Origin of the sequence: Neisseria macacae ATCC 33926, assembly GCF_022749495.1 — a bacterium.
Classification (GTDB): domain Bacteria; phylum Pseudomonadota; class Gammaproteobacteria; order Burkholderiales; family Neisseriaceae; genus Neisseria; species Neisseria macacae.
The window spans coordinates 2,464,768-2,489,616 of sequence record NZ_CP094241.1; the positions used below are offsets into that span (position 1 = coordinate 2,464,768).

Genomic DNA, 24,849 nt, shown 5'->3' on the forward strand with positions numbered 1-24,849 from the left:
CTTTCCCTTTATTTTCAAGAGGCTGCCATGATGCAATTATCTTGGCAGCCTCTTATATCGTAGTGCTAACTTGTTCTGTTTTACATGAAGTTATGGACACATTCTAACGACATTACTTGACCTTCATAGATACGGACTCAAGGTTTGGCGCAAAATTTCCATATCCGTAATCTTCGTAATGTTTGCCTCACCCAGACGATTCAATCCGATAAAGCGCATAACGCCGCCACTCACTTTTTTATCATGACTCATGTGTTCTATCCATTTTTCAAATTCAAACTTCGGCGGTGCCGATGGTAATTTTGCGGCCTCAAACAATGCTGCAATACGAAGCGTATCTGCCTCATGAATTTTACCCAGTTTCTCGGATAACCGTCCCGCCAACACACATCCCGCGGCTACTGCTTCACCATGCAGCCACACGCCATAACCCATTTCTGCTTCGATAGCATGCCCAAAAGTATGCCCCAGATTCAACCATGCACGAATCCCTTGTTCTGTCTCATCTTGAGCCACAATCTCAGCTTTCATTTTGCAACAATGGTACACAGCCTGCGCAAGTTTCTCCTGATCCTGCATCATTAAATCGGTCATGTGCTGCTCTAACCACTCAAAAAACTCAATATCACCAAGCGCGCCGTATTTAATGACCTCTGCCATACCGGCAGATAATTCGCGTTGCGGAAGCGTTTTAAGCGTAGATAAGTCCGCCAGTACAGCCTTAGGTTGATAAAACGCGCCTATCATGTTTTTCCCAAGAGGATGGTTGATTGCTGTCTTACCGCCAACTGAGGAATCGACTTGACTTAACAATGTAGTCGGCACTTGGATAAATGGGGCGCCACGCTGATAAGTTGCCGCCGCAAAACCAACCATATCGCCAATGACCCCTCCTCCCAATGCGATCAAGGTCGTTTTGCGCTCTGCCCTATTTTGCATTAAACCGTCAAAAATAAGATTGAGCGTTTGCCAATTTTTATATTCTTCCCCATCAGGCAGAATAATACTGAAACTGGGAATACCTAATCTATCCAAGGTCGTCTGAAAAGATCCTAGATATAAGGGCGCAATCGTCTCATTCGTAACAATAGCCACTTTATTACTTAAATATGGCTTTAATAAAACATCAGCTTGTTCAATAAGATGATTCCCGATAAAAATAGGATACTGATGGGAGGGAGTTTGGACGGTCAGGGTACGCATTTTGATTCCTTGTTAATCTTTAGTTGCCGACTCTCATTGAGGGTCGTCTGAAAACCTATATCGCTACTCACTGATAACAAATCTATTATCGATTTAACGCCTCAAACAACCGTTTCACCGTTTTTGCACAGCTGTCGGACTCGATCACAATGTGCGCAGTATTTCGATATAAAGGATCACGGGCATTATAGAGCTCTTGCAACTTAGCAAGCGGGTTCTCTACCTGCAACAAAGGGCGGCTGCTGTCATAACGGGTCCGCTCTAACAGAACTTCAGGCGAGGCATGAAGATACACGACCGTACCATTTCGTCGCATATTTTGCCTATTTTCCTCACGCAAAACCGACCCTCCTCCTGTTGATAAAATAATATCCTTCATCGCAGTCAATTTCTTGAGCATAGCAGTCTCTCGATTGCGAAACCCTTGCTCACCCTCCATCTCAAAGATGATGGGGATAGAGACACCTGATGCCGTACAAATCTCATGATCACTATCATAAAACGGACGATCCAACATTTGGGCAATATACCGCCCCAAAGTGGTTTTGCCTGCACCCATCAAGCCAATTAATATTAAATTACCGTTGATTTTTTCCATAAAAAGCATTTTATACGATACTCAGCATTATTTGTGCCACCCTTCCAAACTCGTGTCTGCAAACACCATACTTCGATTTTTAATCCGTTGATTCTAATTGTTTTTAATTTCAGACTTCTAAAAGTCTTTGGCTATTATATTTGACACACAAATCCCGACTATCAAATTGAATAAATAAAAACCGGGCAGATATCCAAAAGACATCTACCCGGTTTTATTGCATCACTTAATAACGCAAATTACTACCCACGCCATCCATAATGCGAGGCGTTATGAAAATCAACAATTCGCGTCGTTCTTCTTTCTTGGCTCGTGATTTAAACAAGTTTCCTACTACAGGAATATCACCAAGCAATGGAACTTTATTAATGGTATCGCTATTGTCCTCTTCATAGATACCACCAACGATCAAAGTGCCACCATCTTCAACCATAGCCTGAGTATTCAAGTTCTTAGTCTGAATACACTTGGTTATCAAAGAATCTACAGTACAGTCGACCGGAGTATCTTTAGTGATCTTAACGGTCATAATAATTTGACCATCCGGAGTTACATTAGGAGTAACTGTCAGACCCAAAACCGCTTTTTTGAATGAAACCGAAGTCGCACCGCTTGAAGAAGCTTCTTGGTAAGGAATTTCGGTACCGGATTCAATCGTAGCTTCTCGACGATCCTGAGTCAGAACGCGAGGATTAGAAATGGTTTTGCTCTTACCAGTTGCTTCAGAAGCAGAGATTTCCAAACCTAATGCACCAGATGACAAGGCTCGTACTAAAGCGATACTGTTCGTCGCCGCTGTAGCAGGCAAACTTACGTTAGGCTGCAAAGACCAAGTTGGATAAGCAGACTCTCCGCGGAACACTGAGGCGTTAGTATTGTGGTTATTCTGAGCAGCTGACCAATCATTGCCCCAAGAGTTTCTTCCTCTTGCACCAGCAGCACCAAACTTAACGCCCAAATCGCGTGAGAATCCATCTTTTGCTTCTACAATGCGCGCTTCAACCATAACTTGACGTGTAGGAACATCCAACTCATCAATCAATTTACGGAATTTCTCGATGACGTTCCGATTATCTGTAACAATCAAGGTATTCGTTGCGGGGTCAATCAAAGCACTGCCTCGGCCGCTCAACAAGGTATTGCGACCATTGGAATTGCTACTTCCATTATCTTCCAAACGAAGGATTTTGCGGAACTCCTCCACATTTTTATATTTCAATTGGAAGGTTTGCGAATACAAAGGACCAAGCTCTGCAATTTCTTTTTCTGCTTGCAAGAAGGCCTTATCCTTCGCCAACAATTCATCACGTGGAGCAATATTGATGATATTACCTTGACGACGCATATCCAAATTACGGGCTTGCATTACCAAGTCCAATGCCTGATCCCAAGGCACATCCTTGAGGGATAAAGTCATCTTACCATTTACCGTATCGCTAGCCACAATATTGACGCCTGACTCTTTTGCAAGAATCTGCAGAATAGTACGAACTTCAACATCTTGGAAATCTAGAGAAATTTTACGACCATTGAAAGATTTATTTGCATTACCACCATTCAAACCACGTGACTCCGTATCAGCGGCTTTAGGTAAAATTTCAAAAGTAAAATGCCCTGCTGCCGGCTTAGTACGAACTTCCCAGTTTGCACTATTTCGAATAATCAGCTGAGTATCATTACCGATGCGTTTTAAAGTGATATTTTTTACCGGCGTATTAAAATCACCTACATCCAAACTACGTTGTGTTTGTGTTGGCAACGGATAGTTTTTCAATGTAATGATGACACGATCACGCTGTTGTTTAATATCAGGCTGTCCAGTAAAAGTCGGAACGCTTAATTCAACAACACCTGAATTGCGCGAGCCCTTACGGAAGTCGATATTAGCGGAATTAGCGACTTGCTTTGCTTTTTCTGACGGAACAGAATCCTGCATAGAAGGTTTATTATTTGATACAGACATTGCAGAATTTCGGTCAGCTGACTCACTAACAAAAACCCAAACTTCATTACCATGAATTTCAGTATTATATTGGGCAGTTTTATTCAAACCCAACACAATACGGGAACGGTCATTATTTTGTGCCGCCGTAATCTGATTTAATAACGGGTCAGCATACTCCAATACTGATTGAGGCAATCGAATAGTAGTGTTAGCAAAATCAAGTGCAATTCTAGCTGGAGCCGAAGTAACAAAACCGCTCGGACTGGTTACATCACGATCAAAACGGATTTTGATAATTTTTTGACTATCAGGAAGAGTAGATACATTAATATCAGTAATATTACCTGCAAAAGCAGTTTGCACAGCCATGGCTACGCCAATACTGGCAAAAAATTTTGTCATGTGCTTAGTTTTCATAAAGTGAGACCCCTTAATTAATTTGGAATTGCGGCAGATTCGCTTCGAGATTCAGCTGTCGAAGCACCACTTGAACCTTCATCTGACTGTGTACTTAACGGCAATTCAGCCTTTCGATATATCCAGTTACCAGAACTGTCTTCTATTAATTCAGTCAAAGTAATTTTATCTTCAGTAATCGTTTGGATTTTACCGTAATTTTGACCGATATAGTTGCCCGGCATAACGGTATAAACATGTCCATTTACATCGATAAAGCCAGATGTCTTGTTATTACCACGCAGAATACCGACATAACGCATATTTTCCAAACTAAATGCTTCCAATGTCTCTTTCTGACGATTCAAATTAGGAGCATTATTCCCCTTGGGTGCATTTTCCAAACGTCGATAGTCAAACGCATTCAACCCATTATATGCTGGAGGAGTATATGCAACTGGCGGAGTAATCGTCGGTGCTTGAAATGGAGTAACCTTAACTTTAGCTTCATCTTGCGTCTGTTTTATCCACATATTTAAATCATCATGAGTGGGGGAACATGCTGCTAAAGACAAAACACCTACGAGTAAGATAGTATTTTTCATGATTTCCCTAATAACTTTTATTTATTGTCAACTTCAGCACCATTCTGCGCATCACTTCCGTTAGCCTGTGCCTCCTTCTGTTTGGCTGCAAGCTCGGCAGCAACTTCTTCTGCAGGACGAGCCTTATAAGTTGTTGCAGTGGCACTCAGTGTCAAAATATCACTTTTGCCCTCTTTACCACTTTTTCCGTCTGCTGCTTGGGAGAGCTTCAGAGATTCCAAAGTAATGATTCGCGATAAACCTCCGACATCACGAGCAAACTGGCTAATCTGATTATGCTTACCCGTAATGGAAATTTCATAGGGTAACTTTTGAATTGGACCATCATTAACCGGAGCTTGAGGCACAACACTATCCAACCGCAAACCATTAGCGGATCCAGCCTGATGCAATTCTTGGATTAAATTAGGAATTTCGGCATCTGTCGGCAGTTGTTTCAACAAAACATCAAAAGCTGAACGGATAGACGCCAACTCCTCCTGAAGATTATGCAAATTAACAGCCTCAATACTTTTTTTCGTATATGTTTCCTTTAGTTCGGCTTCTTTAGCTTCCTGCGTAGAAAGTGTTTCGAGTTGCTCTTTGAAAATACCAACATATCCTATTGCCAAGACCCCCGCTATTGCCAACCCTGCGATAAATAACTTAGCAGGCATATTTAACAAATAGAGGTTTTGGATATCAATATTTTTTGCTTTACTTACAGACATTTATTTTACCTCTTGCTTCTGTTCGCCAGTTTCAGTCGTGTTCGCGGCTGGATTTTGTACGGGTACTGATGGATGACCTGAATTATTCAACAAAACCTTCAGAGTAAATTCTTGATAATTATCAATTTTCTTAATACTCAAAAGTTCTGGTTGAGCAAAAACCCCGGTACTTGGTAAAGAACGCATAAACATTGCGATCTTATTATCACTACTTGCTCGACCCGTAATTTTGTAAGATGTCGAACTTTCTGCTTCCAACGCTGTCAGATAAGAGTTATCGGGAGTAACTACATTTAAGCTGTCGATGATATAGGCAGCCTGTGAACGTTTTTCCTGTAACTCTTCTACTTTTTGTTTTTTTGATAGGAAATTTTCTTTTTCTTGTTGCAGTTTTAGAATTTCTCCCAAAGCTTTATCCAGCTTTTCAATTTCCTTCCCTAGAAGGGCATTACGGTCTTCCTGCCTGCTGATTGCATTATTAATTGTCAAATATGTCAACACAAGCAGACCTGCACCTATCAATAAAGCCGAAAGCATTAATACTTTAAATTGTTGCTTTTTGCGCTGTTTGATTTCTTCCCTATAAGGAAGAAGGTTAATTTTAACAAATTCGATCATATTACAGTCCCCTTAATGCTAATCCGAATGCTAATGTTAAAGACGGTGCATCAATTTGCAGCTGTGGCAAATCAATTTTATTGTTTCGTTCAGCATATAAAACCGGGTGAATACACTGTGTCGCAGTATTGGTTTGAGAAAAAATACTTTCCGCCAATCCGGCCTGTTGCGATGCAAACCCAGTTAATAAAATATGTTTAATGTTTGAGAAGGTCTCTGTTGTCTGCGTAGTGTAGTAAAACTGCAATACACGTTGGATTTCTTGCGCTACCTGAACGTTAAAGCGATCTGCGACTTGGGTCTGATAATCAGATGGTTTGCTGGATGAAGCTATCATCTGCGCCGCTTTTTCTTCTGTCACTTGATAAGTACGCTGAATCAGTTGATTCAACTGTTCCGTACTGACAGGAGTCTCTTGTTTATACAAAATCTGTCCGTTTTGCATCACCAATGCGTACATTTGGGTAGCATGAATGCCAAATACGGCAACTTTTTCATTAGTCAATTCAGGTGCATGATTATTAATCCAAAAAGCATAGGCATTTCTCTGAGCCAAAAGATCCAAATCTAAGGCAGACAGATCAAGTCCTGCATTTTCAAACATTTCAATAACAGGCTCAATATCGTCTTTTCTAGCTGCTACGGTTGTAATCTGCTGCCCCGCCGGGGAAACGGATACGCCGGTCACCTGATAGTCATAACTCATTTCATCAATAGGACCGATTGCTGAAATTTCAGATTCAGCAAACTCGTCCAAATCAAGTTCGGTATCGCGAGGGTTGTAAGTTATGTTCTCTATTGTTGCCAAGCTTTGTGGTACAGCTGCAACAAAGTTCTTACAAGAACTGCGCAATTGCGTATAAGTATGTTGCAAATAGGTGACAAGTTGGTCGTAATCTTGGATTTTGTTACCTTTTACAATATTTTTAGGTAATTTGGTAATAACGTATTTTTCTAGCTGAATTTGGTTTAAACTACGGCCTGTCAGCTGAACCATCTTAATGGCATGCTGGCTGATGTCGATGCCGATAGCGGCTCGGTTGCTTAACCCTCCGGAAGCTTTACTTGCCTTGCTGGTTTTGCTTTTAGGGCTTTTTGATAAGCTAATCATATAATTTCCCTGTATTGTTAGGAGTGAGTAACTGTTTCGATATCCGTAAAGGATTTCTTTTTCTTTGCACAGTAAATACTGTGTTTCACAGAAATCGGTTTCTATTTTACTTTATTTAATGCCAGTGATGGCAAAAATTATTACTTAGTCATGATTAAAAAGATTATAACGACCTGTCTTGGTTTGATATTAGGATTGGCACTCTTCGGTGTCGGCTTGCTCGCTATTGCGATTTTGGTCACATACCCCAAGTTGCCTGCTCTTGATTCTTTACAACACTACCAACCCAAAATGCCCCTCACAGTATATTCTGCCGACGGTCAGATTATTGGGGTTTACGGTGAACAGCGCCGGGAGTTTACAAAAATTGGAGATTTTCCAAAGGTTTTGAAAGACGCTGTTATTGCCGCAGAAGATAAACGTTTCTATGAGCACTGGGGCGTAGACGTAGTAGGCATTGCCCGTGCCGCTATCGGCAACGTAGTCGCCGGCGGTTTGCAATCAGGTGCCAGTACCATTACTCAACAGGTAGCAAAGAACTTCTACTTGAGTAACGAGCGTACATTTACCCGCAAATTCAATGAAGCCCTATTGGCCTATAAAATCGAGCAGACGCTTAGTAAGGATCAGATTTTAGAACTGTATTTCAACCAAATCTATTTGGGTCAACGGGCATACGGTTTTGCCTCTGCCGCTCAAATCTATTTCAACAAAAATGTGAAGGATTTGACTTTGGCTGAAGCATCCATGCTGGCAGGCCTACCTAAAGCGCCTTCAGCGTATAACCCCATCGTTAACCCCGAGCGCGCCAAACAGCGCCAAGCCTACATCCTGCGGAATATGCAGGAAGAAAATATGATTACTGCACAACAACGCGATCAAGCTTTGAAAGAAGAGCTGCATTATGAACGTTTTGTGCAAAACATCGACCAAAACGCTTTGTATGTTGCTGAAATGGCACGCCAAGAGTTGTATGAAAAATATGGCGAGGACGCATACACCCAAGGCTTTAAGGTCTACACAACCGTCAATACTGCCAACCAACGTGTTGCTACTGAAGCCCTTAGAAAAGCGTTGCGTAATTTCGACAGAGGCAGCAGTTATCGCGGCGCAGAGAACTACATCGACCTCAGCAAAACTGATGACGTAGAAGAAACGATCAGCCAATATCTTTCTACTTTATATACGGTTGACAAAATGGTTCCTGCCGTTGTCTTGGAGGCTTCCAAAAAAGGAGTTCTGATTCAACTACCTAGCGGAAAAAGATTCAATCTGAACAGCTACGCGCTCGGCTTTGCAGCCCGTGCAGTCAACAACGAAAAAATGGGCGACGACCGTATTCGTCGCGGTTCCGTTATCCGTGTCAAAGGCGGCGGCAACAATTGGTCTGTCGTTCAAGAACCCCTATTGCAAGGTGCTCTGGTTTCATTAGACGCGAAAACAGGTGCCGTGCGTGCATTGGTCGGCGGTTATGACTTCCACAGCAAAACATTTAACCGTGCCACCCAAGCCATGCGCCAACCAGGTTCTACCTTTAAGCCTTTCGTATACTCTGCGGCACTCGCCAAAGGCATGACAGCATCCACCATGATTAATGACGCACCACTCTCCCTGCCGGGTAAAGGTGCCAATGGTTCTGCTTGGAATCCTAAAAACTCAGACGGCCGTTATGCAGGCTATATCACCCTGCGCCAAGCATTGACCGCCTCTAAAAACATGGTTTCCATCCGAATCTTGATGTCCATCGGTATCGGATACGCGCAACAATACATCCAACGTTTCGGCTTCAAACCGTCCGAAATCCCTGCCAGCCTGTCTATGGCACTTGGTACCGGTGAAACAACACCATTGCGTGTCGCTGAAGCATATAGCGTCTTTGCCAATGGCGGTTACAAAATTTCCGCATACGTCATCGACAAGATTTATGACAGCGAAGGTCGTCTGAAAGCACAAATGCAACCTCTTGTTGCAGGCGAAAACGCTCCTCAAGCCATCGACCCGCGTAACGCATACATCATGTACAAAATCATGCAGGACGTTGTCCGTGTCGGTACTGCACGAGGCGCCTCCGCACTTGGCCGTTCCGATATCGCCGGTAAAACCGGTACGACGAACGACAATAAAGATGCATGGTTCGTCGGCTTCAACCCAAGTATTGTCACTGCCGTATACATCGGCTTCGACAAACCGCGCAGCATGGGCCGCGCAGGTTACGGCGGCACGATTGCCGTTCCAGTCTGGGTCGATTACATGCGCTTCGCGCTCAAAGGCGTAGAAAACAAAGGCATGAAAGCACCGGCAGGTATCGTGAACAGCGGCGGCGAATACTATATGAAAGAACGTATGACCACCAGCTCCGATATCACTCTGGACAATAGCGGTACCGTTCCACGCCCTGCACAACAACCTTCCCGACAACAACGCCCGGCCAATGCCAACACTGCCGCAACGCCTGATAGCGATCGGGATGGCGGAGACCGCGGTCGCGGTGATTTGCAAGAAACGCCGGTACAGCCAAGTAATGTTAACAATCGACAATTAGACTCGCTGTTCTAATTACACCGTTCAAAAGGTCGTCTGAAACCCGAATCAGGAATTTCAGACGACCTTTTTATATATGGCAGCACAATCTCAATTCATTGCCATGTGAACAAGATAGAAAAATTCACTTTAAACCGATACTGCATTGTCTCATCCGAGCCTAAAGCGGAGAGTTTCCCCAAATGCTAAAAAACCAGTTTCATACCATCTGCACTGTTCATCAAACTTATCCCCTACCCCTTGATTTCAAATTACCTCACCACACTAGATTCCGCCCCTTCCACTCACTCCATCAATCAAACGAATAGTGGATTAACTTTAAACCAGTACGGCGTTGCCTCGCCTTGCCCTGATTTAAAGTTAATCCACTATAAAAACAACAAGGTCGTCTGAAACATGATCCAACATTTTCAGACGACCTTTTCGGATTTATCTATTTCAAAGCAACATACACGGCAGTAAGACGATTTTTTCCCTCACCCTGCAAGACAATAAACGGATTTGCGTCCCGTCAATGCAGATAATACTACGACCGATTACAATGACTCGGAATTTTCCGGATTTCCGATATTCAAGTTGTCGATTTCTTCTTGATGCGTAGCAAACCATTCGCCGACGACTTGGTTGACTTCTTCGATGCCTTGCTTTTTAAGGCTGGAAAACAGTTGTACGCTGATGCGCTGACGGGTCATATAGGGTTTGAGCGATTTTTTGACTGAGCCTAAAGTTTTGATTTGCTCGTTTTTCGACAGCTTGTCGGCTTTCGACAACAAAATATGCACAGGGCGACCGGTGATGTGGAAAAAATCCAGCATCCGCAAATCCAGCTCTTTCAATGGGTGGCGCGCATCCATAATCAACACCAAGCCTATGAGCTGACGCCGTTGTTGGAGGTAGTCGCCCAAGAGTTTGACCCAATGCGTACGGATGGCTTCGGGAACTTGTGCATAGCCGTAACCCGGCAAATCGACCATGAAGCTGCCGTTGCTCAATTCGAAGAAATTGATGTGTTGGGTTCGTCCCGGCATTTTGGAAACGTAGGCGAGCCGGACATGGTTGGTCAGGGTATTGATCGCGCTAGATTTGCCTGCGTTACTGCGTCCGACAAATGCGATTTCTGCAGGTGTGTCGGGCAGGTCTTTGAGATGGTTGACGGTGGTGAAGAATTTGGCGTTCTGAAAGAGGTTCATCCGTATTTCCTTGTTCCCTGAGACGGAGTGGCGGAATTTGCCGTGTCCATGTTGCGAAACATGGTAGTAATTTAATGTAAATCTAGTATAGAATAGCACGTTTATAGAATTATCGGTTTTTATCGGGTAAAATTTATCCGGCGTTTTGAGTATAAAAAAGGCATTGTCGCGGTATGCAATGCTGTAATCAGGAGCACTCCATGAAACGATTGACTTTAGCGGCCTTGGTTTTGGCTGCCGGCGCGGCTGTCGCTGCCCCGAAAGCGGATATTGCAAAAGGCAAAGAAGTGGCTACTACCATTTGTGCGGCATGTCATGCGGCGGACGGCAACAGCGGCATCGCCATGTATCCAAAGCTCGCCGCGCAACACAGTGCCTATATCTACCGTCAAACCTTGGACATTAAAGAAGGCAAACGTACAAACGGTTCCGCCGCTGTGATGAAACCTATGGTGATGAACCTGTCCGAACAAGACATTCTGAATGTATCCGCATTCTATGCCAAACAACAGGCCAAATCCGGCGAGGCTAACCCGAAACAAAATGATCCTGTTTTGGGCGGCAAAATCTACCGCGGCGGTTTGGTGGATAAAAAGGTTCCTGCCTGTATGTCCTGCCACGGCCCCAGCGGCGCGGGTATTCCGGGCGGCGGTACCGAAATCGGCGCATATCCGCGCTTAGGCGGCCAACATATGTCTTATGTGGTCGATCAAATGAAGGCTTATAAATCCGGACAACGCAAAAACGCGATTATGGAAGATATTGCCAAACGCCTGACCGAAGAAGAGTTGAATGCGGTTTCCAACTTCATCCAAGGTCTGCATTGATTCCTGTCAATCCGTCTGTTTGCGGATGATGTGAATATTAAGGTCGTCTGAAAACGCTTGCCCTCGGGCGGTTGTTTTCAGACGACCTTGTGCGATGGTATGCCGCCGCTTTTGAGGCAATAAGTATTTTCAAATGGCAGCCTTTGGCTTTTTGCCCCATCATGTCTATTTTTCGTGCCGTTCGATAATCGGGCCTCTTCCGGATCCCGACCATCCCCGTATTCTTTATCAAATCAAACCGCTATGAGCAAATCCCCTTCATCCGTCCCCCTTATCCGCAAACCTTGGTTCGCTTTTTTAAGCTCCATGCGTTTTGCCGTTGCCTTGCTCAGTCTTTTGGGTGTCGCTTCAGTTATCGGGACGGTGTTGCAGCAAAACCAGCCGCAGGTCAATTATGTTGTGAAATTCGGTCCGTTTTGGTCGCAGATTTTCAACTTTTTAGGCTTGTACGATGTTTATGCGTCCGCTTGGTTTGTGGTCATCATGATGTTTTTGGTGATATCGACCAGCTTGTGCCTGATTCGCAATGTTCCGCCTTTTCTCCGTGAAATCAAATCATTCCGTGAAAACGCTAAAGAAAAATCATTGGCGGCGATGCGCCATTCGACTGTGTTGGAAGGCAAGATGTCGTCTGAAATCGCCCGGCGTTATCTCGAAGTACAAGGCTTCAGCTGCAAAACCGTAACGCGCGAAGACGGATCGGTTTTGGTTGCCGCCAAAAAAGGGGCGATGAACAAGTGGGGGTATATCTTTGCCCATACCGCGCTGATTGTGATTTGCTTGGGCGGCTTGATAGACAGCAACCTCCTGCTGAAAATCGGTATGCTGACCGGACGCGTCGTGCCGGACAATCATTCCGTCTATGCCAAAGACTTCAAACCGGAAAGCATTTTGGGTACGTCGAACCTGTCGTTCCGCGGCAATGTAAACATTACCGAAGGGCAAAGTGCGGACGTGGTCTTCCTCAATGCCGACAACGGGATGCTGGTTCAGGATTTGCCGTTTGAAGTGAAGCTGAAGAAATTCCACATCGACTTTTACAATACCGGGATGCCGCGTGATTTTGCCAGCGATTTGGAAATTACCGACAAGGAAAGCGGCAAAAAATCGGAACACACCATCCGAGTCAATCATCCACTGACGCTGCACGGCATCACCATCTATCAAGCGAGCTTTGCCGACGGCGGCTCCGATTTGAAGTTCAAAGCCTGGAATTTGGGCAACCCAAGCCGCGAACCGGTAACGCTCAGGGCGACGTCTATGCGCGATTTCCCGCTCGACATCGGCAATACGTCCTACAAACTGGAGTTTGACCAATTCACGTCCATGAACGTGGAAGACATGAGCAAGTCGTCTGAAAAAGAGCAAACCCTGCAATCAGCGATTAACGACGTGCGCGCCGTCTCTCAAGAAAACAAAAAATACACCAACATCGGCCCATCCGTTGTTTACCGAATCCGCGACAAAGCGGGTCAGGCTGTCGAATATAAAAACTATATGCTGCCCGTTAAGCAGGAACAGGATTATTTCTTCATCACCGGTACGCGCACAGGTCTGGAACAGCAATACCGTTGGCTGCGCATTCCTGCCGATAAAACTTTCAAACCCGACACCTTCATGGCGATGCGCGAACTCTTGAAAGACGAAGCCGCACGCAAAGCCGTCATCCGCAACGCGACCTTGAATGCGCCCGACAACATCCGCGAGCAATTCACCCTTGCCGCCGAAAACACCTTGGGCATTTTTGCGAAAGGCGGCTATTTGGCGTTGGACGAATTTATCACCAAAAACATCCCCAAAGAGCAACAGGAAAAAATGCAGGGATATTTTTACGAAATGCTGTTCGGCGTCATGAACGCCGTATTGGAAGAAACCATCCAAAAATACAAGCTACCCGCATGGCCTCAAGACGAAGCGCGCAACCGCTTCCTGCTGCACAGCATGGACGCCTATACCGGCCTGACCGAATACCCCGCCCCCATGCTCCTGCAACTGGACGGCTTTGAAGAAGTCCGCTCCTCCGGCTTGCAAATGACCCGTTCGCCCGGTGCATTTTTAGTCTATTTAGGCTCTGTTTTGCTGGTTCTCGGCACGATATTTATGTTCTACATCCGCGAGAAACGCGCGTGGGTCCTGTTTTCAGACGACCACATCCGCTTTGCCATGTCTTCCAGCCGCAACGAGCGCGACCTGCAAAAAGAGTTTCCGCAACATACACAAAGCCTGCAACGACTGGCGAAAGATTTAAACCATGACGCATAACCATAACCCCCTACCCGAACACGAGCTGCTGACGCACAAATCGTTCCTCAAGTCCCTGAATACGGTCGACTGCCTATTCGCCCTCCTGACCGCAGCCGGCGCATTCTTCGCCCAAACCCGCATTCAGCACGCCATGGACATCTACGAAATGGTGATTTTGTGGGCAAGCGCGGGCATTACCGTCTTTTTAGGCTGGTTTTTCAAACCCATGCGCTGGTTTGTCCCCTTGTGTGCCGTCCTCGCATACGGCGCCGTCATGCTCTACGATGGCGAAATCACGCATTCCGACAGCTTCCTGCTCAAATACTTCCTCAGCAGCCAGTCCGCGATTATGTGGCAATGCGCCTTCGTCTTCTTCGCACTCTTCGCCTATATCACCGGCGCCGTACTGGCACAACGCAAAAACGTCGCCACCAACACCCTGCTCGGCATGGGTTCCGTATTCGCCTGGGTGTCCGCAGTTGCAGGCTTTACCGGACTTTTAGTACGCTGGCACGAAAGCTACCTCCTGCGCCCTGACGCAGGACACATCCCCGTTTCCAACCTCTACGAAGTCTTCATCCTCTTCCTCGTCATCACCGCACTGATGTACCTCTACTACGAAGCCCGTTTCGCCGTACAAAAACTCGGCGGCTTCGTCTTCAGCTTCATGGCAATCGTCGTCGGCTTCGTCCTTTGGTACAGCTTTTCCCGCGAAGCACACACCATCCAACCCCTGATTCCCGCCCTGCAATCATGGTGGATGAAAATCCACGTCCCCGCCAACTTCATCGGCTACGGCGCATTCTGTATTGCCGCCATGCTCGGCATCGCCGAACTTTGGGCATTGAGAAACGAAAACGCCGGCAAAAAATCATCGCTGCCGCCTTCGCAAGTCATCGAAGAAGTCATGTACAAAGCCATCGCCGTCGGCTTTCTATTCTTCACCATCGCCACCATCCTCGGCGCACTGTGGGCAGCCGACGCATGGGGACGCTACTGGAGCTGGGACCCGAAAGAAACGTGGGCATTCATCGTCTGGCTCAACTACGCCGTCTGGCTGCACCTGCGCCTCGTCGCCGGCTGGCGCGGCAAAATTCTCGCATGGTGGGCAGTCATCGGACTGTTCGTTACCGCCTTCGCCTTCATCGGCGTCAACATGTTCCTGAGCGGCTTGCACTCTTACGGCACCTTGTAAGCGTCAAAACACAATAAAAAAAGGTCGTCTGAAAAGCTTTAGCGCAACCCGCAAAGCATTTTTCAGACGACCTTTCCACACCATCAGCCACAACACTATAAAATCACACAAAACACCTCCCAATATCCCTCCCCTTCCTATTGAAACACCCCTTCCGATACACCATAATTCCATCTATAAGGCGATCACGCAAAACGCGTGTACATTGCGTCGATTTACCCGTTTTATAGTGGATTAAATTTAAATCAGGACAAGGCGACGAAGCCGCAGACAGTACAGATAGTACGGAACCGATTCACTTGGTGCTTCAGCACCTTAGAGAATCGTTCTCTTTGAGCTAAGGCGAGGTAACACCGTACTGGTTTAAAGTTAATCCACTATACCCTCAACCCCACATCAAAATAACAAAGGTCAACATCATGTGCCAACTGCTCGGCATGAACTGTAACACCCCCACAGATATCGTCTTTTCCTTTGAAGGCTTCCGCCGCCGCGGCGGCATTACCGACCACCATGCAGACGGTTTCGGCATCGGCTTTTTCGAAGGCAAAGGCGTACGCCTGTTCCACGACGACAAACCCAGCGCCGCCTCGCCCGTCGCCGACCTCGTTCGCGCCTACCAAATCAAATCCGAAAACGTCATCGCCCACATCCGCAAAGCCTCGCAAGGACAAACCTCGCTGGCAAACACCCACCCCTTCATGCGCGAAATGTGGGGCGAATACTGGCTGTTTGCACACAACGGCCATTTAATCGATTTCTACCCCGAACAAGGCGAGTATTACCATGCCGTCGGCACCACCGACTCCGAACGCGCCTTCTGCTACATCCTCAACCGCCTGCGCAGCCGCTTCGCCACCAAGCCCGACCCGGACACCCTATTCGACGCCCTCGCCGCGCTGACCCACGAAATCCGCCGCTTCGGACTGTTCAACTTCGTTATGTCCAACGGCGACAACCTGTTTGCCCACGCCAGCACGCTTTTGCACTACATCGTACGCAAAGCCCCGTTCGGCAAAGCACGGCTTTTGGACGACGACGTCATGGTCGATTTTTCCGAAGTCACCACCCCCAACGACAAAGTCGCCGTCATCGCCACCTTACCGCTGACCCGCGACGAAACTTGGTCGCAACTGGCAGTGGACGAACTGGTCATGTTCCGACAAGGCGACATCGCCCGCAGCGACCGTCCTGAACAACCCGTCTACATGAGCGTAGAAGAAGGCTTGGCAATCGCCCGCGCCGTCGGCGTATCCGTTTAAAACAAAGAGGTCGTCTGAAAACCCAGATTCAAGGTTTTCAGACGACCTCTTCAACCCATAATAAACCCACCGACTATACGGGAATAGCTCAATCGGCTACAATTCCGTTTCACAAACAAATAAATTCAAAAGCTTATGAAATGTCCGTTTTGTCAGCATCCCAATACTCAAGTCACTGATTCGCGGCTCTTGGAAGAGACGAACAGCATCCGCCGCCGCCGCCGTTGCGTGGAGTGCGGGCAGCGGTTCAGTACGTTTGAAACGGTCGAAATGCGGATGCCGCAGGTGATTAAATCCAACGGTACGCGCGTGGCGTTTAATCCGCACAAGCTGAGAACCAGTTTGGAACGGGCTTTGCACAAACGCCCGATTGCCCAGGAAAAAATCGATGAAACGGTCGCGCTGATTGAGCAGCGTCTGTATCAGTCGGGCAACAAGGAAGTGCCATCGCGCATGGTGGGGGAAATGGCGATGGAGGAGTTGGCAAAAATCGATCAGGTCGCCTATGTCCGTTTTGCTTCCGTGTATAAAAGTTTCAACGACGTGTCCGAGTTTACTCAGGCAATCGCCACGCTGGTGCAGACCGACGGGAAATAGGTCGTCTGAAAGCGGTGTGTTGATGATGAAGAGGATGTTTATGAAAAGAGTTTTATCCGTAGCCGCCGCACTATTCTGCCTTGCCGCCTGCAACCCCGAACAGGGCGATGCGGTGTCGAAAGCCGCCTCCGATACGGTTCAAACGCTGACGAGCATGGACGGCAAAATTTCCATCTCCGTCCACAACAGCCACTTCACCGACATCATCGCCGATTCTGCCCGCCATCCGAAAAACGTTCCCGCCTCCAACCTGATTCTGCTCCAACACGACCCTGAAGCGCGCATTACCATTTATGCGGCGAACAACGGCCCGGCGCAAACGGATGCCAAAACCTATTTCGCCGAACTCAAAACCGCCCTGCAATCGGACGAGACTCAAAATGTCCGCGTCGGTATCGCCACCGACAACCGCATGAATTACCAAACCGACCGCGAAGACCGGCAAGGTACGTTCAACCAATACTGCATCGCCATTCACGAAGCCAATATTTATACCGTTTGCGCGTACAGCCATCATGCGGGGCAGAAAGATTTGTCCGTCGTTTTGAAAGAAGTGAGTTTGGCGCATTAGCGTTTGAACGAATGGAACACGGCGAAGGTCGTCTGAAAACGGAAAACTTTAAGAAATCCACATTATGTTTGATTGTATTGATGCCCAAATGATGCAAAACGCCCTTGCCCTTGCGCGGCTTGGGCGTTTTTCCACTTCCCCCAACCCGCGCGTCGGCTGCGTGATTGCACACGGCAGCCAAATCGTCGGGCAGGGGTTTCATGTTAAAGCGGGCGAACCGCATGCCGAAGTGCATGCGCTGCGGCAGGCGGGCGAAATGGCGCGCGGGGCGACGGCTTATGTGACGCTCGAACCGTGCAGCCATTACGGTCGTACGCCGCCCTGCGCCGAAGCCCTAATCGGCTCGGGCGTGTCGCGTGTGGTCGCTGCCATGACCGACCCCAATCCTTTGGTGGCAGGCAAAGGTTTGGCAATGCTCGAAGCCGCAGGCATCCGCACCGAAAGCGGTTTGCTGGAAACCGAAGTGCGCGAACTCAACCGCGGTTTCCTCTCCCGTATCGAACGCGGCCGCCCGTTCGTCCGCATCAAATGCGCCGCCAGCCTGGACGGCAAAACCGCGCTCGCCGACGGACGCAGCTACTGGATTACCGGTGAAGCCGCAAGGGCGGACGTACAAACCTTACGCGCGGAAAGCTGCGCCGTCTTAACCGGCATCGGCACGGTGCTTGCCGACAACCCGCGCCTCAACGTCCGTGCCTTCCCGACCCTGCGCCAACCTGCGCGTATCGTGTTGGACAGCAAACTGCAAACGCCGCTAAACAGCCACATGGTTTCAGACGACCTCAGCCCCACCGTCATCGTAACCGACGTCGATGATGAAGAACGCCTCAAGCCATACCGCGCATTCAGTCATATCCGCATCTTGAGGTCGTCTGAAAACGCCGCCGGACGTATAGACCTTGCCGCACTGCTGCCCCAATTGGCAGAACTGGGTTACGGCGAGATTATGGTCGAAGCGGGCGCGACGCTGACCTCCGCCTTTATCGAATCAGGCTTGGCAGATGAAATCGTGTTGTACCAAGCGCCGAAAATCTTAGGCGAAGGCAGAAGCCTGCTCACTCTCCCCGCCAACCCCACCGTTTTGGCTTCGGAAGGCGAGTGGGAAAGCCGTTCGGTAGAGCTGATCGGGCAGGACGTAAAATGGGTTTTGCGTAAAAAATAGGCTGCCTTGTAAACCAGAAAGGTCGTCTGAAAACTGAACTGGCCCCCAAATCTTGGACACTCATAAAAGCCTATTCAGGCGCTCTGTGCAAGCTGGGTTCTGTATGCGACAGGACTCAGCTTTTTCAATTTCAAACTGCAACGCTCCCGGTTGTAGTAATCCATATAGTCATCTATCTGCTTCATCAATTCATCTACCGTCAATTCACCTGCGTTATAGAAACACTCCGTCTTTAACACCGCAAAGAAGCTTTCCATCGGCGCATTGTCCCAACAGTTCGCCTTTCGCGACATGCTTTGAACCATGGAATGCTCCGCAAGCAATTCCCTATACCCCGCCGTACGGTACAGCACACCTTGGTCCGAATGAAGCATCGTTCCTTTATCAGTCAGACGGGGGGCGGCTTTTTCGAGCATTTCCTTCACCATTTCGCTGTCGGCTCTGCGGCTCATGGCGTAGGCGACGATTTCTCGGTTGAACAAGTCCAATATCGGCGAGAGGTACAGTTTGCCGTCCTTTCCTTTGAGTTCGGTCACGTCGGTCAGCCATTTTTCGTTAGGCTTTTCAGCTTTGAATAGGCGTTTGAGGAGGTGTTCCGATATTTCGCCCATGGCGGGATGGCGGTAGGCTTTTTTCGCCCGTATGAGGGCTTTCAGCCCTAGCTGCCTCATCAACCGCGCCGCTTTTTTGCGGTTCCAACCCAATGCTGCGGCAATGCGCCTTTGTCCGTAGCGTCCTTTATGCCGCCGGTAGGTTTCGACAAGGAGGGCTTTGTCGGCTGCGTCGGTGTCGGGCTGGTCTTGGTGGTGGTAGTAAAAGCTGCTTTTGGGCAGGTTTGCGATGTGCAGCAGGTATTTGAGCGGGTGTTGCGCCCTCAGTGTTTGGACGGTTTGGCTTTGTCCTTTTCGGTCTGTTTTTGGCTGAGGGCTTTTAACTCCTTTAGGTAGGCGACCTCTGCGCGCATATAGCACAACTCTTCGATAAGCTCTGCCTGCGTTTTTTCTTGGTCGGGTTTGTCGGCGATGAAGGGGTTTTTGCGGTGTTGGGGCATGGTTTTGGATTGGGGATGTTCGAGTGCGCCGATACCGCCTTCTTGATAGGCGCGTATCCATCGTCTCAGGTGGGTTCGGGAAATGCCGTAGTGGTCTGCGGTACGTTGTTGGCTGCGTATATGCAGGTAGTGGAGTACGGCTTGGTATTTGAAGTGTAATGTATATTTGCTCATAAAAAAACTGCACCTTGTGAGTTGGAGGGGATGTCCAACTTTTGGGGTGCAGTTCAAACTGATTTTGGGTTTTCAGACGACCTTTTTGTCAGAAGCAACGGTGTTTTATAGTGGATTAAAATAAAAATGAGACAAGGCGGCAACGCCCGCCGTGTACGGGTAGTACATAAGGGTGTTGCCAACGCCGTATCATTGCAATTTTAATCCACTATACTGCATCGCCTGATTTGCTTGACAGAGTTACAAATACCGCTTCAACATATACTGAAGTAATATTAATTTTAGGTTAAATTACGCAAATATATTAATACTAATTTTTATTAATTATTTGTATTTCCGATATTATATTTAGTCACCACCGGTATAGTAATCACTAAAAATAATACAATTCAAAATCTTACCGCCGAGCTTGATTATAATATTTGCATAAACATTTCCCAACACTCCATTATCGTCGGGCAATGCTGCATTTGCACATGCAAAACTTTTACGTCCAAAACCAATCTTAGGGAAAGATTTATTTTCGACACCGACAAAACGGATTCCGACCCTGCTGTTTTTATGACTGCCGGCCGGGGTTCTGCTGCGGCATTTTGCACTGTGCGGCACGCCCTTTTCCATCACATGAGACTTGTCATGAAAAATATTACCATTCAGAAATTTGCAGATAAAACCGCCAAAATCGGCATCGTCGGCCTGGGCTATGTCGGCCTGCCGCTGATGCTCCGTTATGTGGACATCGGTTATCAGGTTTTGGGCTTCGACATCGACAAAACCAAAGTCGACAAACTCAACAAAGGCGAGACCTACATCGAGCATATTCCTGCCGAGAAAATCGCCGCCGCTTCAAACAGCCTGTTTGAAGCCACCACCGACTTCTCCCGCATCGGCGAAGTGGAAGCCGTGATTTTGTGCGTACCGACTCCGTTGAACAAATACCGCGAGCCGGACATGAGCTTTGTTATCGACACCACCGACGCAGTGAAACCTTACCTGCGCGCCGGTCAAGTGTTGTCTTTGGAATCCACCACCTACCCCGGTACGACCGAAGAAGAATTGCTGCCGCGTGTTGAAGAAGGCGGCTTGAAAGTCGGTAAAGACGTGTTCTTGGTGTACTCTCCGGAGCGCGAAGACCCGGGTAACCCGAATTTTGAAACCCGTACCATCCCGAAAGTCATCGGCGGTCATACCCCTGCTTGTTTGGAAGTCGGTATCGCGCTGTACCAGCCTGCCATCGACAAAGTTGTACCGGTAAGCTCCACCAAAGCCGCCGAGCTGACCAAACTTCTGGAAAACATCCACCGCGCCGTGAACATCGGCTTGGTGAACGAGATGAAAATCGTCGCCGACAAAATGGATGTCGATATTCATGAAGTCATCGCCGCTGCGGCAACCAAACCGTTCGGCTTCGTCGCCTACTATCCCGGCCCGGGCTTGGGCGGACACTGTATCCCCATCGACCCGTTCTACCTGACTTGGAAAGCGCGCGAATACGGCGTAAACACCCGCTTCATCGAGTTGGCAGGCGAAGTGAACTCCCACATGCCCGACTACGTCATCAGCAAAGTGGGTCTGGCTTTGAACGAACACAACCGTTCCATCAAAGACAGCAAAATCTTGGTTTTGGGTATCGCCTACAAGAAAAATGTGGACGACATGCGCGAAAGCCCGTCTGTGGAAGTGATGGACCGCCTGCACAAATTGGGTGCAAACATTTCCTACTCTGACCCGCACGTGCTTGAGTTCCCGTACATCCCCGGCCACCACTACTTCGACCTGAAGAGCGAGCCGCTGACGCCAGAAACCGTAGCGAAATACGACTGCGTAGTCCTGACCACCGACCACGATAAGTTTGACTACGACATGATTGCCGAACACGCCAAACTGATTGTCGATACGCGCGGCAAGTTCCCTGCGAAAAACCCGAAAGTCGTGAAAGCGTAATACCTTTGACGATTGAGGCAGACTGCCTGCCGACGGGTTTCGGCAGGCAGTCGGCTTTCTTAGACCGTTTGTTTTCAGACGACCTAAGAAAGCCCTTATTTATATGATGCTGCTGCGTTTTCAGGTCGTCTGAAAATCTTGGCGGCAGCCAATCCCTCCTATTTATGAATATAAGAAAAATACTCGGCTATGCTTTGGGTCCGATAGGCAGTGCGGCTTTCGGCATCCTCTCGCTTCCGCTGATTTCATGGTACTACCCTGCGGAAGACATCGGCCGTATCGTCTTACTGCAAACCATATCCGCTCTGACCATCCTGATTTTGGGGCTGGGCTTGGATCAGGCGTATATCCGCGAATACTACGCCAGCGAAGACAAAGCCGCGCTGTTCAAATCCTTCAGCCTGTCCCCGTTTGTTTTGAGCATTGTCGGGGTATTGCTGATACTTTTGTGGAATCCCTCTTGGCCTTCCGAAATTATTTTTGATTTGAACAACACCAAGCTGGGTATTCTGTTTTTAGTTTTTTTACTGACCACCCTGTTTATCCGCTTTTTCTCGCTCATCCTACGGATGCAGGAAAAGGCAATTGCTTTCTCACTCAGCCAGCTGACACCGAAATTCCTGATTTTGGTTTTAGTTTTGCTCTTCATCCTAATCGGTTTGCCAACCCATACCACCAGCCTGGTCTTTGCCTATACCGCCGCCCAAATACTGACCGTCGCTGTATTGATCTACCAAACCCGAACGGATTTGGCCGCCGCCATCCGTTCGCCTTGGTCGGCAAAGCTGCACAAAATGGGTCTGCAATACGGACTGCCTTTGGCATTCGGCAATCTCGCCTACTGGGGGCTGACGTCTATCGACCGTTTTGTTTTGAAAGAAATGGCAAGTTTGGAGCAACTGGGGATTTACTCAATGGCGGTCAGCTTCGGCGCTGTCGCCCTGATTTTCCAAAGCGTATTCTCAACCATATGGGCGCCATTGGTGTTCAAATGGGTTGAAGACAACACCAACCTCGACAAAATCGGCGGCATTACCCTGTCGATGACTGCGCTCATCAGCGCGATGGTTTGCTTTATCGGTATTTTTTCGCCGGTGGTCACTTGGATTCTTCCCGGGAAATATGCATCGGTACAGTTTATTTTACTGTCGTGCATGATGTTTCCTTTGTTTTATACGCTGACGGAAGTGACCGGCATCGGCTTGAACGTCGTCAAAAAAACCTGGCTGATTACCGCAGTCAATATTGCGGCATTCCTGCTGAACTTCGGCCTGCTGTATTGGCTGGTTCCGCTCTTGGGCGCACGGGGCGCCGCAATGGCGAGCGCGACTTCTTTTTGGGTGTTTATGCTCATCAAGACCGAATTGTCTTCAAGGATGTGGCAGAAGCTGCCCTGCCGGAAAATTTATACCCACACCGCACTCTGCCTGATTTTGTGCCTGGGCTACACCTACTTCGGCAACACCGGCAACTACTACATTTTTGCTTTAATCTGGCTGGCAGGTTTGATTGCCCTGACTGTGAAATACAAAACACCACTTTCTTCAGCTTTATCAGTAGTGAAAGGTCGTCTGAATAAAAAACATTCAACACAATAACAACCATACCGCGCGCAGTTTTTGATTCTGCCGCTACAAAACGCTTACTCACCGAGAATCTTTGATTTTGTGCCCTGTCCGCAACCTATGCGGCTTGTACGCCGACACACTCGACACAGGTATTATCATGCATACATTAATCATTCCTTCTTGGTATCCATCCACTCCGGACGACGTCAACGGAATCTTCTTCCGCCTGCAAGCGCAAGCCTTGCAACGCTCCGGAGTCAAAGTAGGGGTCGTTGCACCGATATTCCGTTCGTTCAGAACTCAGGCAAAAACTGCGTTCAACCCGAAAAATTACGGAATAAGGACCTACATCGACAAAGACGTACCGACTTATGTGTACGACAGCATGTTTTTCTTCCCGCGCATTCCGCATATCGACCGCAAACGGGAAATCGCCGCCAGTATGAAACTGTTCCGCCGATACGTTGCAGACCACGGCATGCCCGATGTCCTGCACGCGCACTGCGTCAACAGCGGCGGCATCATTGCATACGAAATCCACAAAGCAACCGGCATTCCGTATGTCATCACCGAACACAGCACTACCTACGCCCGCAAACTTATCCGCAACTGGCAACGCCCGCTGATGTATGCCGCCGCCCAAAACGCCGCCTGCCGCCTGGCAGTCAGCCGCGACTTTGCCGAACTGCTGAAAGAAGAATACCGCGGATTGGAGTGGCAATATGTTCCCAATATCCTGTCCGCCAGCTTTGAAGCACCGATCGACCTTGCCAACAAACCCGCCAACGAAGACTTTACCTTCTGCTCGGTCGCGCACCTGCAACATAAAAAAGGCTACGACATCCTACTGCCTGCCTTTGCCGAAGCAGTCAAAGCCTATCCGAACCTGAAACTGAAAATCGGCGGCGGCGGCTACGAAGAATTCAAGCTGCACCGTCTGGCAAAAGATTTGGGACTGGAAAACAACGTTATCTTTGAAGGTCGTCTGAAAAACGAAGAAGTCTTGGAATTGATGTATCAAAGCGATGCCTTCGTATTGGCCAGCCGCCACGAAACTTTCGGCGTCGTTTTCATCGAGGCTTTGGCTCAAGGGCTGCCCGTCATCGCGACGCGCTGTGGCGGTCCTGAGACTATCGTCAATCCATCCAACGGGCTTTTGGTCGATGTCGGAGACCAAAAATCGCTGACGGAAGCACTTATCTCCCTCTATCGGAACCGGAAAAAATATTTCCCGCGCCTGTTGCGCGAAAACTGCCTGAAAGAATTTGGAGAGCGTCCCGTTACCGAACAAATCATTTCTGCATATAATAAAGCTCTTGGAACGACCTAAATTTCAG

General features: G+C 48.1%; 22 protein-coding genes. 11 read left to right on the forward strand and 11 right to left on the reverse strand.

Annotation, left to right across the window (positions count from 1 at the left end; all coding sequences use genetic code 11):
* Positions 1–123 precede the first annotated feature (123 nt).
* From aroB to pilM, 7 genes are all read right to left on the reverse strand, one after another.
* A complete protein-coding gene (gene aroB / locus MON40_RS11795) occupies positions 124–1,203 on the reverse strand; it encodes a 3-dehydroquinate synthase (protein WP_003776214.1) in 1,080 nt (359 codons plus the stop codon).
* A gap of 85 nt (positions 1,204–1,288) precedes the next feature.
* Positions 1,289–1,801: a shikimate kinase gene (locus tag MON40_RS11800; protein ID WP_301185886.1), complete on the reverse strand. Its 513-nt coding sequence runs from the start codon at positions 1,799–1,801 to the stop codon at positions 1,289–1,291.
* Between the two features lie 226 nt (positions 1,802–2,027).
* Positions 2,028–4,163 (reverse strand): type IV pilus secretin PilQ, encoded by a 2,136-nt coding sequence (locus MON40_RS11805; RefSeq protein WP_003776207.1) that lies wholly within the window; start codon positions 4,161–4,163, stop codon positions 2,028–2,030.
* Positions 4,164–4,180: 17 nt separating this feature from the next.
* Positions 4,181–4,747, reverse strand: a complete 567-nt coding sequence (locus MON40_RS11810; RefSeq protein WP_003765902.1) for a pilus assembly protein PilP — start codon at positions 4,745–4,747, stop codon at positions 4,181–4,183.
* A gap of 17 nt (positions 4,748–4,764) precedes the next feature.
* Positions 4,765–5,457 carry a type IV pilus inner membrane component PilO gene (locus MON40_RS11815; RefSeq protein WP_003765893.1) on the reverse strand — a complete coding sequence of 231 codons (693 nt, stop codon included), beginning with the start codon at positions 5,455–5,457 and terminating at the stop codon, positions 4,765–4,767.
* On the reverse strand, positions 5,458–6,075 hold the full coding sequence (locus tag MON40_RS11820; RefSeq protein ID WP_003759517.1) for a PilN domain-containing protein: 618 nt from the start codon (positions 6,073–6,075) through the stop codon (positions 5,458–5,460). It abuts the gene before it with no gap.
* 1 nt (position 6,076) lies between these two features.
* Complete coding sequence (gene pilM / locus MON40_RS11825) at positions 6,077–7,186, reverse strand: type IV pilus assembly protein PilM (RefSeq protein ID WP_003776205.1); 1,110 nt, start codon at positions 7,184–7,186, stop codon at positions 6,077–6,079.
* A gap of 150 nt (positions 7,187–7,336) precedes the next feature.
* On the opposite strand from pilM, the gene MON40_RS11830 reads away from it, so the two are divergent.
* Complete coding sequence (locus MON40_RS11830) at positions 7,337–9,742, forward strand: penicillin-binding protein 1A (RefSeq protein WP_003776203.1); 2,406 nt, start codon at positions 7,337–7,339, stop codon at positions 9,740–9,742.
* A gap of 521 nt (positions 9,743–10,263) precedes the next feature.
* On the opposite strand, the gene yihA is transcribed toward MON40_RS11830, so the two are convergent.
* Positions 10,264–10,917 carry a ribosome biogenesis GTP-binding protein YihA/YsxC gene (yihA, locus tag MON40_RS11835; RefSeq protein WP_003776201.1) on the reverse strand — a complete coding sequence of 218 codons (654 nt, stop codon included), beginning with the start codon at positions 10,915–10,917 and terminating at the stop codon, positions 10,264–10,266.
* Between the two features lie 200 nt (positions 10,918–11,117).
* Between yihA and MON40_RS11840 the strand changes: the two genes are divergently transcribed.
* The 7 genes from MON40_RS11840 (at position 11,118) to ribD (ending at position 18,775) form a co-directional block, all read left to right on the forward strand.
* Complete coding sequence (locus MON40_RS11840) at positions 11,118–11,744, forward strand: c-type cytochrome (RefSeq protein WP_003759506.1); 627 nt, start codon at positions 11,118–11,120, stop codon at positions 11,742–11,744.
* Between the two features lie 243 nt (positions 11,745–11,987).
* Positions 11,988–14,006, forward strand: a complete 2,019-nt coding sequence (locus MON40_RS11845; RefSeq protein ID WP_003776199.1) for a cytochrome c biogenesis protein ResB — start codon at positions 11,988–11,990, stop codon at positions 14,004–14,006.
* Positions 13,996–15,183 carry a c-type cytochrome biogenesis protein CcsB gene (gene ccsB / locus MON40_RS11850; protein ID WP_003776197.1) on the forward strand — a complete coding sequence of 396 codons (1,188 nt, stop codon included), beginning with the start codon at positions 13,996–13,998 and terminating at the stop codon, positions 15,181–15,183. Before MON40_RS11845 ends, ccsB begins: the two co-directional genes overlap by 11 nt.
* A gap of 419 nt (positions 15,184–15,602) precedes the next feature.
* On the forward strand, positions 15,603–16,445 hold the full coding sequence (locus tag MON40_RS11855) for a class II glutamine amidotransferase (RefSeq protein WP_003769129.1): 843 nt from the start codon (positions 15,603–15,605) through the stop codon (positions 16,443–16,445).
* Positions 16,446–16,580: 135 nt separating this feature from the next.
* On the forward strand, positions 16,581–17,042 hold the full coding sequence (nrdR, locus tag MON40_RS11860; RefSeq protein WP_003776195.1) for a transcriptional regulator NrdR: 462 nt from the start codon (positions 16,581–16,583) through the stop codon (positions 17,040–17,042).
* Positions 17,043–17,082: 40 nt separating this feature from the next.
* On the forward strand, positions 17,083–17,613 hold the full coding sequence (locus MON40_RS11865; RefSeq protein WP_242925918.1) for a hypothetical protein: 531 nt from the start codon (positions 17,083–17,085) through the stop codon (positions 17,611–17,613).
* 64 nt (positions 17,614–17,677) lie between these two features.
* Positions 17,678–18,775 carry a bifunctional diaminohydroxyphosphoribosylaminopyrimidine deaminase/5-amino-6-(5-phosphoribosylamino)uracil reductase RibD gene (ribD, locus tag MON40_RS11870; RefSeq protein ID WP_003776189.1) on the forward strand — a complete coding sequence of 366 codons (1,098 nt, stop codon included), beginning with the start codon at positions 17,678–17,680 and terminating at the stop codon, positions 18,773–18,775.
* A 74-nt stretch (positions 18,776–18,849) separates the two neighbouring features.
* Here ribD and MON40_RS11875 read toward each other — a convergent pair whose 3' ends face one another.
* The 3 genes from MON40_RS11875 to MON40_RS11885 form a co-directional block, all read right to left on the reverse strand.
* Complete coding sequence (locus MON40_RS11875) at positions 18,850–19,746, reverse strand: IS3 family transposase (RefSeq protein WP_242925829.1); 897 nt, start codon at positions 19,744–19,746, stop codon at positions 18,850–18,852.
* Positions 19,650–20,000, reverse strand: a complete 351-nt coding sequence (locus MON40_RS11880; protein ID WP_003756443.1) for a helix-turn-helix domain-containing protein — start codon at positions 19,998–20,000, stop codon at positions 19,650–19,652. The genes MON40_RS11875 and MON40_RS11880 overlap by 97 nt, the downstream gene beginning before the upstream one ends.
* Positions 20,001–20,348: 348 nt before the next feature.
* Positions 20,349–20,609 (reverse strand): hypothetical protein, encoded by a 261-nt coding sequence (locus MON40_RS11885; protein ID WP_242925919.1) that lies wholly within the window; start codon positions 20,607–20,609, stop codon positions 20,349–20,351.
* 27 nt (positions 20,610–20,636) lie between these two features.
* On the opposite strand from MON40_RS11885, the gene MON40_RS11890 reads away from it, so the two are divergent.
* The 3 genes from MON40_RS11890 to MON40_RS11900 all read left to right on the forward strand — a co-directional run bounded on the left by MON40_RS11890 (position 20,637) and on the right by MON40_RS11900 (position 24,842).
* Positions 20,637–21,944, forward strand: coding sequence for a nucleotide sugar dehydrogenase (locus tag MON40_RS11890; RefSeq protein ID WP_039862706.1), 1,308 nt, complete (start codon positions 20,637–20,639; stop codon positions 21,942–21,944).
* A 164-nt stretch (positions 21,945–22,108) separates the two neighbouring features.
* Positions 22,109–23,542: a lipopolysaccharide biosynthesis protein gene (locus MON40_RS11895; protein ID WP_003776187.1), complete on the forward strand. Its 1,434-nt coding sequence runs from the start codon at positions 22,109–22,111 to the stop codon at positions 23,540–23,542.
* 127 nt (positions 23,543–23,669) lie between these two features.
* On the forward strand, positions 23,670–24,842 hold the full coding sequence (locus MON40_RS11900; RefSeq protein ID WP_003776185.1) for a glycosyltransferase: 1,173 nt from the start codon (positions 23,670–23,672) through the stop codon (positions 24,840–24,842).
* The last annotated feature ends 7 nt before the right edge of the window (positions 24,843–24,849 follow it).

Coding starts and splice junctions, on each gene's coding strand:
- MON40_RS11840 (WP_003759506.1), top strand. CDS start 11,118: ATGAAACGATTGACTTTAGCGGCCTTGGTTTTGGCTGCCGGCGCGGCT.
- MON40_RS11845 (WP_003776199.1), top strand. CDS start 11,988: ATGAGCAAATCCCCTTCATCCGTCCCCCTTATCCGCAAACCTTGGTTC.
- MON40_RS11820 (WP_003759517.1), bottom strand. CDS start 6,075: ATGATCGAATTTGTTAAAATTAACCTTCTTCCTTATAGGGAAGAAATC.
- ccsB (WP_003776197.1), top strand. CDS start 13,996: ATGACGCATAACCATAACCCCCTACCCGAACACGAGCTGCTGACGCAC.
- yihA (WP_003776201.1), bottom strand. CDS start 10,917: ATGAACCTCTTTCAGAACGCCAAATTCTTCACCACCGTCAACCATCTC.
- MON40_RS11805 (WP_003776207.1), bottom strand. CDS start 4,163: ATGAAAACTAAGCACATGACAAAATTTTTTGCCAGTATTGGCGTAGCC.
- MON40_RS11855 (WP_003769129.1), top strand. CDS start 15,603: ATGTGCCAACTGCTCGGCATGAACTGTAACACCCCCACAGATATCGTC.
- nrdR (WP_003776195.1), top strand. CDS start 16,581: ATGAAATGTCCGTTTTGTCAGCATCCCAATACTCAAGTCACTGATTCG.
- ribD (WP_003776189.1), top strand. CDS start 17,678: ATGTTTGATTGTATTGATGCCCAAATGATGCAAAACGCCCTTGCCCTT.
- MON40_RS11890 (WP_039862706.1), top strand. CDS start 20,637: ATGAAAAATATTACCATTCAGAAATTTGCAGATAAAACCGCCAAAATC.
- MON40_RS11880 (WP_003756443.1), bottom strand. CDS start 20,000: ATGAGCAAATATACATTACACTTCAAATACCAAGCCGTACTCCACTAC.
- MON40_RS11895 (WP_003776187.1), top strand. CDS start 22,109: ATGAATATAAGAAAAATACTCGGCTATGCTTTGGGTCCGATAGGCAGT.
- pilM (WP_003776205.1), bottom strand. CDS start 7,186: ATGATTAGCTTATCAAAAAGCCCTAAAAGCAAAACCAGCAAGGCAAGT.
- MON40_RS11810 (WP_003765902.1), bottom strand. CDS start 4,747: ATGAAAAATACTATCTTACTCGTAGGTGTTTTGTCTTTAGCAGCATGT.
- MON40_RS11830 (WP_003776203.1), top strand. CDS start 7,337: ATGATTAAAAAGATTATAACGACCTGTCTTGGTTTGATATTAGGATTG.
- MON40_RS11900 (WP_003776185.1), top strand. CDS start 23,670: ATGCATACATTAATCATTCCTTCTTGGTATCCATCCACTCCGGACGAC.
- aroB (WP_003776214.1), bottom strand. CDS start 1,203: ATGCGTACCCTGACCGTCCAAACTCCCTCCCATCAGTATCCTATTTTT.
- MON40_RS11815 (WP_003765893.1), bottom strand. CDS start 5,457: ATGTCTGTAAGTAAAGCAAAAAATATTGATATCCAAAACCTCTATTTG.
- MON40_RS11800 (WP_301185886.1), bottom strand. CDS start 1,801: ATGGAAAAAATCAACGGTAATTTAATATTAATTGGCTTGATGGGTGCA.
- MON40_RS11865 (WP_242925918.1), top strand. CDS start 17,083: ATGAAAAGAGTTTTATCCGTAGCCGCCGCACTATTCTGCCTTGCCGCC.